Source organism: Streptomyces sp. NPDC051020, assembly GCF_040683105.1.
GTDB lineage: Bacteria > Actinomycetota > Actinomycetes > Streptomycetales > Streptomycetaceae > Streptomyces.
Map to the genome: position 1 here is coordinate 120,915 of NZ_JBFBCG010000011.1, position 15,058 is coordinate 135,972.

8 protein-coding genes and 1 pseudogene are annotated in these 15,058 nt (G+C 69.2%); 5 read left to right on the plus strand and 4 right to left on the minus strand.

What is annotated here, in order from left to right:
- Window positions 1–159 precede the first annotated feature (159 nt).
- From AB0N06_RS08990 to AB0N06_RS09010, 5 genes and pseudogenes are all read left to right on the plus strand, one after another.
- The gene (locus AB0N06_RS08990) at window positions 160–1,899 is read left to right on the plus strand and encodes a PD-(D/E)XK nuclease family protein (RefSeq protein ID WP_366134014.1); all 1,740 of its coding nucleotides are present in this window, start codon (window positions 160–162) and stop codon (window positions 1,897–1,899) included.
- Entirely contained in the window at window positions 1,892–3,082 is a 1,191-nt protein-coding gene (locus AB0N06_RS08995) for a hypothetical protein (RefSeq protein ID WP_366134015.1), read from the plus strand. Before AB0N06_RS08990 ends, AB0N06_RS08995 begins: the two co-directional genes overlap by 8 nt.
- Window positions 3,075–6,770: a hypothetical protein gene (locus AB0N06_RS09000; protein WP_366134016.1), complete on the plus strand. Its 3,696-nt coding sequence runs from the start codon at window positions 3,075–3,077 to the stop codon at window positions 6,768–6,770. The genes AB0N06_RS08995 and AB0N06_RS09000 overlap by 8 nt, the downstream gene beginning before the upstream one ends.
- Window positions 6,771–6,790: 20 nt before the next feature.
- A pseudogene (locus AB0N06_RS09005) lies at window positions 6,791–8,080 on the plus strand (DUF3962 domain-containing protein); the annotation flags it as partial.
- 36 nt (window positions 8,081–8,116) lie between these two features.
- Complete coding sequence (locus tag AB0N06_RS09010) at window positions 8,117–9,829, plus strand: RNaseH domain-containing protein (RefSeq protein ID WP_366134028.1); 1,713 nt, start codon at window positions 8,117–8,119, stop codon at window positions 9,827–9,829.
- Window positions 9,830–9,964: 135 nt separating this feature from the next.
- On the opposite strand, the gene AB0N06_RS09015 is transcribed toward AB0N06_RS09010, so the two are convergent.
- From AB0N06_RS09015 to AB0N06_RS09030, 4 genes are all read right to left on the minus strand, one after another.
- Window positions 9,965–10,957: an alpha/beta hydrolase gene (locus tag AB0N06_RS09015; RefSeq protein WP_366134017.1), complete on the minus strand. Its 993-nt coding sequence runs from the start codon at window positions 10,955–10,957 to the stop codon at window positions 9,965–9,967.
- 664 nt (window positions 10,958–11,621) lie between these two features.
- A complete protein-coding gene (locus AB0N06_RS09020; protein ID WP_366134018.1) occupies window positions 11,622–13,283 on the minus strand; it encodes a PfkB family carbohydrate kinase in 1,662 nt (553 codons plus the stop codon).
- Window positions 13,258–14,538 carry a PfkB family carbohydrate kinase gene (locus tag AB0N06_RS09025; RefSeq protein ID WP_366134019.1) on the minus strand — a complete coding sequence of 427 codons (1,281 nt, stop codon included), beginning with the start codon at window positions 14,536–14,538 and terminating at the stop codon, window positions 13,258–13,260. The genes AB0N06_RS09020 and AB0N06_RS09025 overlap by 26 nt, the downstream gene beginning before the upstream one ends.
- Before the next feature lie 6 nt (window positions 14,539–14,544).
- On the minus strand, window positions 14,545–14,820 hold the full coding sequence (locus tag AB0N06_RS09030) for a hypothetical protein (protein ID WP_366134020.1): 276 nt from the start codon (window positions 14,818–14,820) through the stop codon (window positions 14,545–14,547).
- Between the last annotated feature and the right edge of the window lie 238 nt (window positions 14,821–15,058).

The window sequence follows — 15,058 nt, forward strand, 5'->3', positions numbered from 1 at the left end:
TCGCGCCGTCCGTCAGCATAGCGCCCTCGTGAATCTCTATGACGTTCTATCAATTCATGGACTCAGTTCACACACGGTGTGCCATCCTGATGGAGTCCCGACCACATCGTGGTGGGCAGGGCATTTGCCTGCCCACCTCATCCTGTCCTGGGAGCGGTCATGCCCCATCAGTCCATGCCGGCGGGCGTCACGGGCCATTCGTGGCTGGTCCGCGTCAGCACCACCAAAGCGCGGATGGATCCGGCCTCGTGCCCCACTCAGCTGCGCACGGCTGTACGCCCTCTGCTCGTTCCCGACCCTCCGCTCCCCTTCAGGAGGTCGCCGCTCCAGGAGTTCGGCCTGGGACCGTTGTTCACCGGACTCGACCTGATGGAACACCAGGGCTGGCCGGTGGAGCGGGCCATCTCCGAACTTCATGACACCCGAGGGGCGTTCGGCGGTCGAGGGCCCGTCTCCCACCCTGCGCTCCTCCTCTGGACGGCCGAAGCGCTGGAGCGGTTCACCGCTGCACGGAGTGCGCAGCAGGAGACCGCCCGCGAAGCCGGACTACCGTTCACCAAGCCGGTCGCGACCGAGTGGACCGTACGTACCGCACGGCAGCCCGAAGTCGACGCCAGGGGTGCCAGGCAGTACGAGCACACAGTGTGGGGGCGGCGCTACGCCTCCGAGGACGGCTCCGTGCGGGAGCTGTGGCTGCCTTCCCTGGGGCAGGCCAAGCCCGACCGCCCCGAGGCTGAGAAGGCCGCGATCGCCCATGTACTGGCTCTCGGGGAGCCGGGAGCCCGACCGCGATGGGGCGATGCACCGCCGGAGCAGGCAACGCGACTCGGACGACCGCCCGACCAAGTGCGCGTGATCGACTTCGGATGCGCCGACGGCAGTACGCAGCTGCTGCTCGACTGGGACCGCAAGGACGTCGAACGGCAGTTCGCCGCACATGCCGCGCCAGCATTCCACGCGGCAGCGACCGGTACCGGGGTCCGGCCCGGGTCGAGTTGTGTCGACTGCAAGGCACTCGACGCATGCACTGGTCTGCATCGTGCTCCCGCTCTGTGGGGCGGCTTGCCGAGCATGCCCGCGCGCAAGCGCCGAACCGTCTCCGCCTGGGACCTCCGGCTGCACAGCACCTGCCCCGCGCAGTACCACCTGACCAGGCATCTGCACCTCAACTCCCTACAGGAGGAGAGCGAGGAGACCCGACGCGGCCGGGCCGTTGACGCCTGGCTCAACGAACACCACCGCAGCACCGCGCGCACCGCCCGCGGCTGCCGGGACTTGCAAGGACCCGCCAACCCCAGTCTCTGGTCAGCCGGCGAACACCGGCTCGAAGGTGACCTCGCACGCCAGGGTGCCGCCATGCTGGACCAACACCGTGATTTCTGCCCCCTCGACGGTCTGAACGAGAACGAACAGGTTCTTGTCCAGAAGCGCGTGACCACCTACATCCCCGAGCTGGACGTCGTCGTGATCGCCGACCCCGACCTGCTCTACACCCGCTCCGGTGTCTGGGTCTGGCGGGAGACGAAGACATCGACGAAGCGGCTGTGGGAGCGCGACGAGCTCATGCGGACCTACCCGCAGCTGGCACTCGGCGTCCTGCTGCTCGCCGCAGGGGCAATGGGGGCCGACCCACGGCGTTCCTGGGTCGAGCTGGAGCTGCTGCACGAGGACGACAGCACATTCGAGCGACTCGACTGCGGCCGCACCGAGGTCGTCGAGGAGGCACGTGGCATCGTCGCCGGGCTCGCGCAGCCGCTTCTGGACGACACGACGTACGAGCCGCGCACCGGACGGCACTGCCACAGTTGCCGAGCCATGCCCTGGTGCGCCACCGGATCCTCGTACGTGTCCGAAAGCGACAGCGCCTCCGGCCCCGGGGGGGTAGGGCCTCATGTCTGACGTTCTTCCCGGTGCGGGCCCTCTCGGCCACCCCGATGTGCGCATGCTGCGCGATGTCGCCACCGCTGTCGTACGGCTGGAGGAAACGGCCCGGCTCAACGCGTTCGCGCTCCCCTATCTCCCGCAGGCCCAGCGCGCACTCGACGCCGTCGTACTGGCCTGTCTGCGCACAGGTGCACGGCCGCCGGCCGGACTGCCCGAATTGCTGCGCTGGTGCCGTTCCCGCCCCGTCGGCAGCTGGCCGCTGGAGGGGCTGGCGGACGCCCTGGCCGACACCGGCGACCGGCTGATCGACGAACTGTCCGGCCGTCCCACCCAGTTGTGTCACGAGCTGGCGGTACAGGCGCGGGGGGACAGCGCTTCTCAGCAGTACGACCGCATGGTGGTCCACGAGGCCATGCGAGCATGCCGGGATGCTTCGTCGCCCGAGTCATACACGGCCTTCCGGCGGCTTCTGGTCAACCGACCCGTGCTCACCGAAGCCGACTGGTTCGACATCGGTACCGACCTCTATCTCGACCCGGTGCGCGAGCTGACCGCGCTCATCTACCCCCCTGCTCCCGACGCCTACCTGAAGCTCGGCGCATACACCCCGTGCGGACGCTGTCTGACCCTGCTCACCCCGCTGGACGACGGCGGCTGGTGGTGCGAGCGCGATCAGTGCCGTTTCCTCGGCGCACCCGTTCCGGGACCCGCGCTCAAGCGCGCCGACAGCGGCCTCGTACGGCAGCTCAAGCGACCGCTGAGGCAGTTCGTCACCGGTCCCGGCCGGGCGGAAGCCGATCTGGAACATGCCCTGCGGAAACGGGGGCTGACGGTGGAGATGTGGCCGGGCTACGACGCCTACGACCTGCGCGTGGTCTTCCCCGATGGTCATGTGTGGGCCATCGACGTCAAGGACTGGGCTCACCCCGGGCTTCTGGGACGAGCCGCGGAGGCAGTCCGCCCTGACCCGTACTACGACGAGGCCTGCTGGGTGGTGCCTCAGTTCAGGGTCGAGGTCCGCCGGGACTACCTCGATGTCTATGCCCACGAACGCGGCGAGCGTGCCGGAGGGCTACGACTCCTGACGGACCGGCAGCTCTGTGCAGCGGCTGATGCCCGACTGCGCGGCGAGCGCGGACCTGCCGCGCACATCACCCCGTCGACGGCGCGGGAGAACGGAGCGAAGAAGCGTGCGTGACCGCAGCAGTTGGTACGAGAACGTGGTCCGGGACCTCAGGCCCTGGCCGCAGGAGTACGTCTCGGTGAAACCCTCGCTCCTGTGTCAGGTGGAGCTGGGACTGAGGCTCCTGGAGACGCTTGACGCCGGGCGTCCGGCGGACGGTGTGTGGACACTGCTGGGCGGCTACCCCTTCGCCCAAGCCGCCGGCATCGCCTCGACCGTCTCCGAGCGGCTGGCGCTGACCGCGGCCCGCCACCTGCTGTGGCCGATGCGACGGCACAGGATGTGGCAGCAGAGCCTGGATGCCTATCTGGAGCTCCCCGAGCGGCTACGCGGCTACCGCATCGAGTCAGCAGGAGGTCCGGCGCGGCGGGTGGATCCGCCGATCGCAGCCGAACGCTTCGCCGCCTACGATGCCGCGCTCGGCGCGCTGCCTCCGTTCGCTGTCAATCCGCTCCCCCTGGCGGAAGCAGGCTCCTATCGCTTTCTGGACCGGCGCAGGCGGGCATCGGTGACGCTCACCGAGGATCTGGTCCTTGAGCAGGCCGAGGGCCACGATCTGGCTGCAGGGCGGCCCGGTCCCGGCGGACCCTGCCACGTGCCGCTGGGCGAACTCGCCGGGACTGCACGCTGGATGGACACCGAGGAGCAACTGCGTGGGCTGCGGCCCGGCTCCTGGGAACGTCGGCTGAGCGAGCTGCGCCTGGACGCGCGTGGTGCCGACGGGGAGTCGTTCGTCTCCACCGACAGACTGACGCTCGATCAACTCACGCATCTGGTCGGCATGGTCGGTGCGGGCAAGTCCACTCTGATGACTCTGATCGCCGTGTGGGGGCATCACAAGGGGCTGCGTACCACCCTGGTGGTCGGCGATGTGGCCGAGCAGCTCAACCTCACCGAACTCTTCCGCGAACTGGGCCTGCGGGCTGCCGTGGTGCAGGGCGGCACCACCCGGGAGCAGCACACGCAGCGGCTGCACCGGCGCCTCGCGGCCCGCGGCAACGGGTCCCTGCTCGATCACACCGGCCGGGCCTTCGACCACCTCAGCACAGCGTGTCCGCTTGACGCACAGCGCGGGCTGGACGCCGCTGAGCCGCTGAGGTTCAGGGACGCCCCGTGTGCGGGACTGCACCCTTCCGGCAAGTCCTCGGGAAGCGCTGCCGGGAAGGGGCTCGTCGGTCTCGATCTGCTGCGCCTCGTCGACGGGCCGGCCCCCGAGGCCGTACAACCGGAGAGCGACGACGAGGAGCTGCGTAACCCGCACGCCTGTCCGCTGTGGAGCGCCTGCCCGCGGCACCAGCCCTCGCGTGACCTCGTTGACGCGCTCATCTGGGTCGCAAACCCGGCGAGCCTGGTCCTGAGCCCCGTCCCACGTCAGCTGAACAGTGAGCGGCTGCGCTATCTCGAACTCGCCTGTCTGCGGAGCGACATCGTGATCGTCGATGAGGCCGACCGGGTACAGATGCAGCTCGACCAGATGTTCGCGCCGTCCGCGACGCTGGTCACGAAGGGGCCCGAGTCCTGGCTCGACCAGTTGCAGACGCACGAGATCACCGAACTGGCCCGTCAGGGCCGGCTCCCACTCTCCGACCGGGACGTGGAGCGATGGTCCGCCGCTCTCGACGTCGTCGGGTCCGCGACGGACCGGCTGTACGCCATGCTCATCGGCGACAAGGATCTGCGGGACTGGGCACAGATCGACTACTTCAGTGCCTGGACCCTCCAGGAGCACCTTCTCCGTGAGTGGTATCCGATGCCCGCCAGGTTCGCGGACGGGCCGAGCGATGCGCTGGAGAGTGATACCGCGCTCTACGACGACGAGGAGGGGCTCGGCGGGGACACCGGAACGCACGCTCCCGGCCCTGCCGACGACCCATACGCCATCCGCAGAGAGGAGGTCATGGGTCTCCTCGATGTCTTCCGGGACGACCCGCTCGGGGACAGCGGCCCGTACGGAACGGCGACGGACACACTGACACGGCTCGCGCACGACCTGCTGCACACACTCAACGAGAAGAAGACCCGCACCCGGGTGCGTGCCCTGCTAAACACACTCCTCGAGGGCGCGCCGGGCCCCGCCGATCGTCCGGCACCGATCCGTCCGCGGACCGGGCAAACCGCTGCTGTGGACACCCCGATGAGCGAGGAGTGGCTGGAGCGCTCGTCACTGCGGCTTGAGTTCACCCTCGTCCTCGCCGCCCTGCATCAACGGCTCGACCGGGTGACCTTTCTCTGGCCGCAGGTCGAGGCCGCTCTGCACCTGGACACCGGCGGCAACGACCTCACCCGACGCCCGCCGCTCGACTACGCGCCGCTGGTGCCGGAGGCGCCGATGGGCAACGTCCTCGGCTTCCAGTACCTGCCCGACGAGCGCGAGCGGGCGCGGGACGCGGACGGGCGGTGCACGGGGACGCTCCGCTTCTTCCGGTGCGCAGGCGTGGGACGTGAGCTGCTGCTCAATCTTCCGCAGCTGGGAGCGTCGGCCGAGGCCGGCAAGGAGGGCCCACACGTTCTGCTGATGTCCGGCACCAGCTGGGCAGGCACGTCGACCCGGGCCCATGTGCTCGCACCCGTCCAGGCCGTACTCAAGCCTCATGAGCGGGCGCTGCGGGCGATCCGCGAAACCGAGTTCCGGCTGATGTTCCAGTACGACGACGCGGGCAGGCCCATCCGGTTGTCCGGACAGGATCTGGACAACCGGGACGACGTCCTGCGCATGCTGGTCTCCAGGCTGGCGCGACCCGTCCGGGGTGACGACACCAGCCCGCTGCAACAAGAACTCGGACGCATCGCCGACGGCCGCAGACGCCGCGCGCTGCTCCTCGTCGGCAGTTACCGCGAGGCCGCGATCGCCGCCGAGGCACTCGACGGGATCCCACGCTGGCACGGCCGGGTCCGGGTACTCGCCGCAGACGACGCAGAGCTGGAGGCGGCTGTCTCCGGTGACGGCACGGCCCCCGGCGGGCACGCAGGGCCCGGCGCCGTACGCCGCGGCGACCTGGCATCGTTCGCCGACGATCCGGACGCCGAACTCCTGGTCGCGCCCCTGCTGGCGATCGAACGCGGGCACAACATCCTGACGACGCCCCAACGGGCCGGCGAGGAGCGGGTGGCCGCTTTCGGCACCGTCCTCTTCCTCGCCCGGCCGCACCCGCGGCCCGACGATCTGTCTCTCGCTGTCCTCGCCATCAACGACTGGGCCGCCCGCTTCGTCCGGAACCGGCCGCGCGCGGACTCGGAGCACGGAACCTTCGCCGACCTGGTCGGCAAGGCCGACGGCCTCCACGACGCGGGCAGCGCGTTCCGCACGGCTGCCCGCGGTGTGTGGCGGCACCTGCTGTCCCGCCCGTACATCTACTCGGGGCTCCCGGACGACGAGAAGGAATCGTTCGCATGGGACCAGCTGGTCACCATCTGGCAGGTGATCGGACGCCTCGTGCGCGGCGGTGTACCGGCCAGGGTGGTCTTTGTCGACGCCGCGTTCGCCCCGTCCGCCGCGGCTGCGCTCGCCCCCCTGACATCTGCGGGCGGACAGCCGAGGTGGCTGCGGGAGGAGGGACTGCTCGTCCGGCTGCGCAAGGTCCTCGCCCCGTACTTCGAAACGTCCCCAAAAGCGGGCAGTTTCGCCGATCCGGCCGACCCGGCCCTCGTCCGCACGCTCTACCAGCCGCTGTACGAGGCGCTGGTCCGACTCGAACGCCCCTGACCGCAAAGGACGAAGACCCCATGTACACATCGATCCGCCGCGCCGCCTACGTGCTGGAAGCCGACGCGGCCCCCTGGACCGCTGACTACCGTGCGCTGCCCTACCCCGAACACTGGCGCAGCGGACTTCTCAACCTCAGCAACTTCGGCCGTGATGAGGACAAGCAGCTTCGGACCGTGCCCACTCGGAGGCTCGACGGCGTACTTCAGACCCTCGCCCCCGACCTGATCGTCCGACCCCGTCCCCGTCCCCCGGTCGGTGAAGGACCCCTTCCCGACGAGGACTTCTGGCTGTACGTGCCCTCCCACATCCCCGATCCGCTGCCCGGACGCACCATGGGCCAGTTGCTCGACGCGTGGCTGCGCACCCTGGGGCCCAAGGACGCCCAGGCCAGTCCCGAGTTCCGGGACCTACTGCTGCGTACGAGCAGCACGCTCAAGACCGACCTGCCTTCGTGGCAGGCGGCCGACGGAGTGAACCTGCTTTCGGCCCCTGTCGGGGAGGGCGGCACCGCGGCGCCGACAGCCCGCCAGTTCCAGCTCGCAACGGACGCGCTGGCGCGCCGGATCATGACCCTGGACCCCTACGAGTTCGAGGGCGGGGTGCTGCGCTTCCGGGCGGTGCCGCGGGGGCCCAAGCAGCAGGGCGCGGAACTGATGTCGCAGCCCCTCTGCCGCACGGTCAAACGCAAGGAGTGGTAATTCTCGGTCGTCCTCAACATCTCCCTCCACACGGTGCCGTTCGACCCTCGGCCCCGGCTTCATCTCCACTGGGGAGTGCGCCGCTGGGCGACCCACCCGCGCGCCCGCACCGGGCTGCTCAACCTCTCGTACCGCCAGGCGACCTCGGTGTATCTGCGACCGGACATCCCCTGGCTGCCGGGTGCACCCGCAAGTGAGCGCTACGCGGTCGCCCGGCTCGTCCGGGACCATCGCGCCGAGGCTTTCGGCTGGCTGCACAACGATCCCGCCGGCATCCTGCACCAGCTCAGTCTCGGCGAGCGTTTTCCCGCCCCGGAAGAGCTTCTCAGCGACCCGCTGGCGTGGATCGGCGAGAAGCCGGGGGCACAGGCCGCTGTCACGCACAGTACGAGGATGGGCGGCCACGAGATCGGGACCGGATTCATGCCGCACCAGTGCTCACAGCTGACGGCCTGGGCCGAGGAGGCCCTTCCCCGGGGGGTGGTGCGGGTGCCCGACCTGGTGCGTGTTGGGCGGAATGCCGGGGCTCCCGCGAACCGGCGTCCCAAGCCCAGCGGTGACACGGCGAAGAAGACAGAGGCCGGGCGTGCCGCCGAAGCCCGGCGAAAGGCGCTGGCCCTGGCTGTCCGGTTCGCCGCCGGGGACATGGACGACGCGGTGGCATCCGCCCCGCCGGTCGTCGAAGCCCGGCTGCTGTGGCAGACCGCCGAGCTGCGCCGCTCCGCTGTGGCCGCCTTCTCGGACGTTCTGGCTCTCGACGGTGACGGCCGCCGCACGCCGGACGCAGACCTTTCGGACCGGGCTTTCGACGAGGCACGGGCCGGTTCTCCCGTCGTCCTGGAGTGGCACACCCCTGAAGCGGTTCTGCGGCTGCGCTGTCTGCCTCTGAACGGCGGGCTCGGGGAGCGGCTCGAGCTCGATCCGGCTGTCCGTGGGAGGGGAGGCCGGATCGCGGAGGCGGTATCGGCCCGCCGCCGTGATGTGCGCGGGCGGCTGAAGGAGGACGGAGCGAGCCCGGAGCATCCGTCGCTCGCCCTCGTCGAGATCGCACACACGAGTACCTTCCGCGCCACCGGCACCGACCCCAAGTTCGCGCTGCGGCTGGGCTGCGCGGACGCAGGAGTGCTGACCCAGTTCGCGGTAACACCGTCCGCGGAGCGCGGTATCCAGAACGACGGGAATCTCGACCACCGGACGGCCAATGCTTGGCTCGACGGACTGCGCCAGCTCGGCGTGCGGGTACTGCCCGAGCACACCCTCGGGGGCGATCTTCCGGAGGGACTCCGGTACGCAGCCCTCTGGATGGTGAAGCGTCGCAAGGACGGACCGACCCGGCTCCCGAAGCACATGCCGGTTGCTGTGCTCATGACCCCGCTGTCCGGTGCGAGCGGAACAGCACTGGTTCGCGGGTGGGACCACGAGCTGCGTGAGTGGGTCCCGTATCCGGCCTTTCTCCTCGGTCTCGTGAAGAAGGCGGAGATCGACCCCGACGCCTATACCGAACCGGAACCGCTCATCCCTGCGCAGCGGACGGGCGAGGAGGCTCAGAGCGTCCCCTGGGTCACCCCGAAGCAGTGGCGGTCCAATCTGGCGGATCAGCGCAAGGAGACGACACGTTTCGTACAGCGCATGCTGTACTCGCTCCGCTCCAGCCCCACCGTGCTCATCACCCACGCTCAGAACAGCAGACTGCACTGGCCCTGGCTCCAGGACGGCCGAGCGGTCCGCGATCTGCTCAAGACCGGGCACGCACCGGCCGGGCGGATGGACGACGACCTGAGGGTGGTGCGGATCCGCGGTCGATCGGGCAGGGAGGCCGCCCAGTGGTGGGGAGTCGGGAAGCCGGGCGAGCCCAACGGCCAGCCCGCCGGCTTCTGGGCCCATGCCGTCGAGGGAGGTGGAATGCGCCCCTCGGACGACCGTGTCTTCTACAGCGCCACGAGCCGCCCCCAGACCCAGCAGGTCTCACCGTCGCTGGACCGCCTGGCGGCGCGGGTCAACGCTGCGGGCAAGCTGGCCTCCCAGGCCGGAACCAACGCTTCCAACCCGACGCTCGTCGAGATCGCGGTGCTCGGCTGCCACCCGTACGGTGACAGCTCGGGACTGCGCGACCAGCCGGAGGCAATCGCCCTCGCGATGCATCAGCTGCGCCAGGCACCTGATTACGCGGATGCATTGTCCCTTCCACTCCCCCTGCATCTGGCCGGTCAGGCACAGGAGTACGTTCTGCCGATGCTTGCTGAGGAAGACGACGGTGCTGGCGCCGCCCCGGCCGACGCCATGGCGCCGGACCCGGACGCTGTGGAGCCTCCCTCCGCGGACGATGCCGACCCACAGGCGCAACTCCTCCTGTTCTGAGCGGTCGCCACCGGCGGACTACGGGATCCCGCCTCCTCTGCGCAACCAGGAGGGCGGGAGCCGTACGCAAGGTCTTCCGCCCTCACCACCACCGGTCGGAGCCTCACACTGGAGCTCGGGCCGCTGATCCGCGATTCACGTAGCGCTGCGCTCGCTCGCCTCGCGCATATCGCTCTCCACGGCCCGGTCATGCGCGGAGTCCGGCTCCCCCACCGCGCTGCCGGGCCGCCCCACCCGCAGCAGCTCACGCCACCGTTCCTGGCTCCAGTCGGCCGGGGCCGTGGTGCGCACGAAGTCCTCGACCAGGGCGCGGAAGCGCGCGGGGTCGCTGTGGAAGGGGAAGTGGCCCGCGCCGTCGAAGATCTCCAGGCGGCTGCCGGGCATCGCCGCGTGCGCGCGGTAGGCGTGCCGGACCGGCACCACGCTGTCCCGCGATCCCCACAGCAGCATCGTGGGCATGCCCTCCGCCAGATAGCAGCGGTCGAGCATGGTCACCACCTGGCCCTGCCAGTCGACCACCGACCGCAAGGTGCTGATGAAGGCGCTGCGCGACGTGGCGTCGGGCAGGGCGTCCACGACGTTGAGCAGCTCTGCGGCATCCTGTCCCAGGTCGGTGTCGAGCAGCTTGATCAGGCGGTTGAAGAGGCCGATCTGGCTGCGCATGCCGGGCAGTCTCAGCGAGGACAGCATCAGGTTTGCGCCCGGCAGCGACACTGCTCGCAGGACGGGGTTGACCTCGCGCCCCACGCCGCCCGTGCTCACCAGGATCAGGCGGTCGGTCCGCTCGGGGAACTGGTACGCGAACTGCATGGCCACGCCTCCGCCGAGCGAGTGACCGACCAGGGTGGCACGCTCGATGTCCAGCACCCCCAGCAGATCACGCATGCCGTTCGCGTATGCCGCCACCGAGTAGTCGGCCCGTGGCTTGTCGGAGGCCCCGTGGCCCAGGAGGTCGGGGGCGATGACCGTATGGCTGCGGGCCAATTCGGGGATCAGATCCGCCCAGGTCGCGGAGGAGTCGCCAATGCCGTGGATGAGCAGGATCGCCGGACCGTCGCCGGCGATCCGGTACGCGCGGCGGTAGCCGTGCACCACGTGGTGGCGCAGCGGCACGTCCTGCCCGGACACCGAGCGCAGGCGCCCCGCTCGGGGCGGGCGTGGTTCAGGCTCTGGGGCGCCGACCACAGGCTCGTCTCCCGTCTGCTTCTCCCCCGCTTCCTCCTCGAGCGTAGAACCTCCAGCGCACAGGGGAATTCCGGGACGTTTCAGGCAGTGTGCGCCTGCTCGGCGAATCCGACGGAAGAAAGTGCAAGGACTCCCGTCGAATCGGCATGCAACCACGTGCCCACGGATTCCGTAACACGGACGTAGCAGTCGGGTGAATCTCCGATCACCCCAGCACACCTGCCGCCGGCTTCCCCTCACCTGCGCGGTTTTGTGCTTCTCCCTCTCCCTGGCCGGGCACGGCCCTGCCCTGCCATGCCCGCGACACCTGGAAGGCGGCCTGAACGCCCCCTGGGTCGCCGTGCAGCTCGCGCTCGACGAGGAGCCGGGCGACCTCGAACCACGGTTCCTCGCGCCGGGCTACGCCGTCGGGGCAGGCCCGCGCCCGCTTCAGCCGACACTGCTACCGCTACCGCAGCAGCGGGCCGAATCTCCGCGCTGCGGCCCACGCCCACGCCCACGCCCACACCCACCACCCCGCGTCCCGAATACGAGCGCGTCGACGCAGCGCTGCCGATCAGTCTCAACCGGCCGGATTCCCTCTGTCCGGCACTAAACCGTTCGAGCGTCAGGCGTGCGAGAACCCGGAGCGGCGCAGTGCCTGGTCCAGTGACCAGAATGCCTTGTCGATGGCGTGGTGCGGAAAGGTCGCGGTTCGTGCGTCGGCGGTTTCGGGAAGGGTGGCACAGCCGTCTTCGGCCAGCACGAGGACGCGGTCGAAACCGTGGCGCCCCTGGAAAAGGCCGATCTCATGAATGACGTTCTGCCGAGCGACCCGGTGGCCTTCATCGGTGGTGTCCTCGGCGGTGAGCACACAGATCGCGAAGGTGCAGCGCTGCAGGTAGTCCTGGAGGGCTTCGGTCACCGGACGGCTGCCCCAGGAGTTGGACTCGAAGGAGTAGACGGGGAGGCCGAAGCGCTGCTCCACGAAAGCCTTGACCGCGAGCCAGTCAGGATTGCGGCCGTGGGCGATGAAGACGCCCTCCGGTGCCGCCGTGGATCGCCGCGCGTGATCGAGGGAGCGGATGAAGTCCTTGGTGACCTGGGCCAGTTGAGCGTGGCCGTGACTGCCCACGTAACGGAGCTTGTGCCTGGCCAGCGTCATGCCGAGCAGGCAGCCGAGCTCGGTCTGGAGCCGTTCACCCGTCATCACGGCGAGCAGGCCGGCGGCGAATACGTCACCGGCTCCGGTGTCGTCCTCGATCTGGTCGTCCGTCAGCACGAGCTGGGGGTAGAAATCGCCGGAGATCTTACTTCCGTCGCGCTGCCAGGCATGAATGCCGGAGCGGCGCTTGACGACGAGCTGGGACCGGTCGTCGGCAAGGAGGTCCAGCACTCGGGCTGCGTTCCCCTCGTCGGAATTGTCGGCATCGGTGGAATCGGCCGCACCGTCGGAACCAGCGGAACCAGGAGGCCCCGAGGGGTCGATGGCACGGTGCGCGCCTCCGAGTTCCTGAAACTCGCGGTGGTTGAGGAGCAGATAGTCCGCCAGGGCGATGATGCCACCCACGGCTCCTGTGGCGTTCTGACTCCATACGTGACCGGGGTCGACGCAAATGAGCGTGGCCGGGTTGACGCGCTTCACCTCGGCAAGCAGGGCAAGCAGTCGGCGGGGGGTGTCGGGATCAAAGAAGCTGGTGACGTGAACAACGTGGGTATCTGCCAAATACGCCACCAGCTCGTCGAAGTCGCGTGCCAGGTAGTCCGCCATGCCCGTGTTCGCGCCCGGGTGGGTCAGCAGCGTCCGTTCGCCGTCCTCGGTGAAGGAGAAGCAGACGCCGCACAGCCGGTCCGGATCCTGGAAGACGTACCGGCTGTCGATCGCGTCGGCGCTCAGCTGCTGCGCCGCCGTGAGTCCAGGGCCCGGTACGCGCCCAGCGACACCGATGTATCCCAGGCGCAGGTCGAGTTGGAGCTTCGCAAGCGTGTGGAGCGCGTTGTAGGCGGAGCCGCCGAGTGACGTCTGCAGTGCCTCGGCATCGGCTGCTTCGAGGGCGGCGTACACGGTCTGCTCGTCCACCGCGACCTCGGTGCCCCATTCCGGCACCCTCTGCCCCGGCTCCAGAAGGCCCCCGATGCGGGTGCTGAGACGCTGACGGTCGCCGCGGGAGCGATGGTCGGCGGGGATGATGTAGTCGAGGTTGAGGGCGCCGATGCCGACCACGTCCCGGGCGAAGCCGGTACGCGGGGCTTGGCGGTGCGAGTCACTGCTCACCTGGTCTTCTCCCATGCAGAAACCCTTCCCTCTCCAGCATGCGCTCCAACTCCCAGAAGACGGACTCGATTCGTCCGGAAGGGAAGTCCAGCCGGATCAGGCCAGCGATGTTCGAGGGTGCCTCACACCCCTCCTCGACCAGAATCGCGACCCGGCCGAATCCGTAAGAGCCCTGGAGGATTCCCACCTGATGGACGACGGTCTCCCCGGCGCGGCGTGACCCGCCGGCCATGGTACGAGTGGCCCCCAGTACGCATACGGCGAACCCGCAGCGCGCGAGTTGCGCCTCCGTCACGGGGCCGCGTATGCGGGGACGAGGATCCCCCGGTTCGGCCGCGGAAGGAGCGGACAGATCGATCCCGCGCACGGGAAGATCAAGGTCCTCGGTCAGGAACCTGTCCAACTTGGCCCATCCGCTCTCGCCCTCATGGGCGACCAGCACCGCGCTCGGACGGCTTCCGGGCCCGGTCAGGTCTTCCGGCGCCTGGACCAGTGACGCCTCCGCAGGCGCGGCAGGCGAGGGTCCCCGACCGGTGCGGCGCCTCATCACCCCGAGGCTGAGCCGGGCCCCCAGTTCTACCTGAAGGGGTCGGGAGACACGGGCTGCCAGCACGGACGCCGAGAACACATCGCCGGCTCCGGTCGCGTCCTCGACGCTGATCTCGCGGAACGGACGGCGCAACTGGAAGCGGCGCGCCTGTGCCCCGGTAGCCGATTTCCGGAATACATCCACCGCGTCGTAGCGCTTGGTCACGAACACGGTGGCAGTCGGGACGACACGTTTCACAAGCCGGGCGGCCAGGACCTCGTCCGACTCCCCCACGGTGTAGTCGGCGAGTGCCTTGAACTCACGGTGATTGACGAAGATGAGGTCCGACAGAGCGAGAATCCCCTCAATGGCGGGGGTGGGGTGCTTGGCCCAGTCGAAACCGGGGTCGAAGCTCACCAGCAGAGCCGGATTGCGTTCTTTCGCGTCGCGCAGTACATCCAGGAGAAGCGGTGGCGTCTCTTCGTCCAGGAACGAGGTGACGTGCACGATGCGGGCAGCGGCAAGGTAGGCGGCGATCGCGTCTGCCCGGGAGCGCAGATGGTCAGCCATCGCGAAGTTCGCTCCAGGGTGTGTGAGCAGGACGCGTTCCACATCGTCCAGGTAGGACAGGCAGACGCCGCACAGGAGGTCGGGGCGACGCGTGACCATGGTGCGGTCGATGCCGAGCCGGTCCATCTGCCCCAGAAAGGAGAGACCGGGTGTCTCGATCCGGCCCGCCACACCGATCTATCCGAGCCGCACGTCGAGACGCAGTTGCGCGAGAGTAAAGATGGTCAGCCATGCGGAGCCGCCGAGCGAAGCATCGAGCGACGCCGCTCCGAGGCGCTCGATGGCCTTGACGACGGACGCCTGGTCCACCGGCCCCTCGGTGTTCCATTCGAAGCGAGCCACCGACTCCTGGACCTGTTCCGCCATGAGCTGCGACAACCGGGACGCGGAGGCGATGTAGTCCACGTTCAGCGCCCCGACGCCGACAACCTCGACTGCTCTCGGTTCCCTCACTGCAACCCCCGATGCGGTGATGCTGCACATGGTGCGCGCCCAACTCACCTATACCCGAAGTAACTTGAGGATTACCGCATGAGCGAGGCGGCTGCCGGACGACCTCCACAGCGGGGATACCGCAGGGGTTTCCCCCCGGGGCCCCAGGGTCATTGCATGATCGAGATCTGTCTGGGTTCGTCACGTGAGGCCGAGGGCTCGTAGGGGCCGGTGGTAGTCGCGGCCGGTGCGGCGGAGG

What these genes read in the sequence shown, in the direction of transcription:
- AB0N06_RS09020 (WP_366134018.1), bottom strand. Translation starts at nt 13,283, where the DNA reads ATGGGAGAAGACCAGGTGAGCAGTGACTCGCACCGCCAAGCCCCGCGT.
- AB0N06_RS09010 (WP_366134028.1), top strand. Translation starts at nt 8,117, where the DNA reads ATGGACGACGCGGTGGCATCCGCCCCGCCGGTCGTCGAAGCCCGGCTG.
- AB0N06_RS08990 (WP_366134014.1), top strand. Translation starts at nt 160, where the DNA reads ATGCCCCATCAGTCCATGCCGGCGGGCGTCACGGGCCATTCGTGGCTG.
- AB0N06_RS08995 (WP_366134015.1), top strand. Translation starts at nt 1,892, where the DNA reads ATGTCTGACGTTCTTCCCGGTGCGGGCCCTCTCGGCCACCCCGATGTG.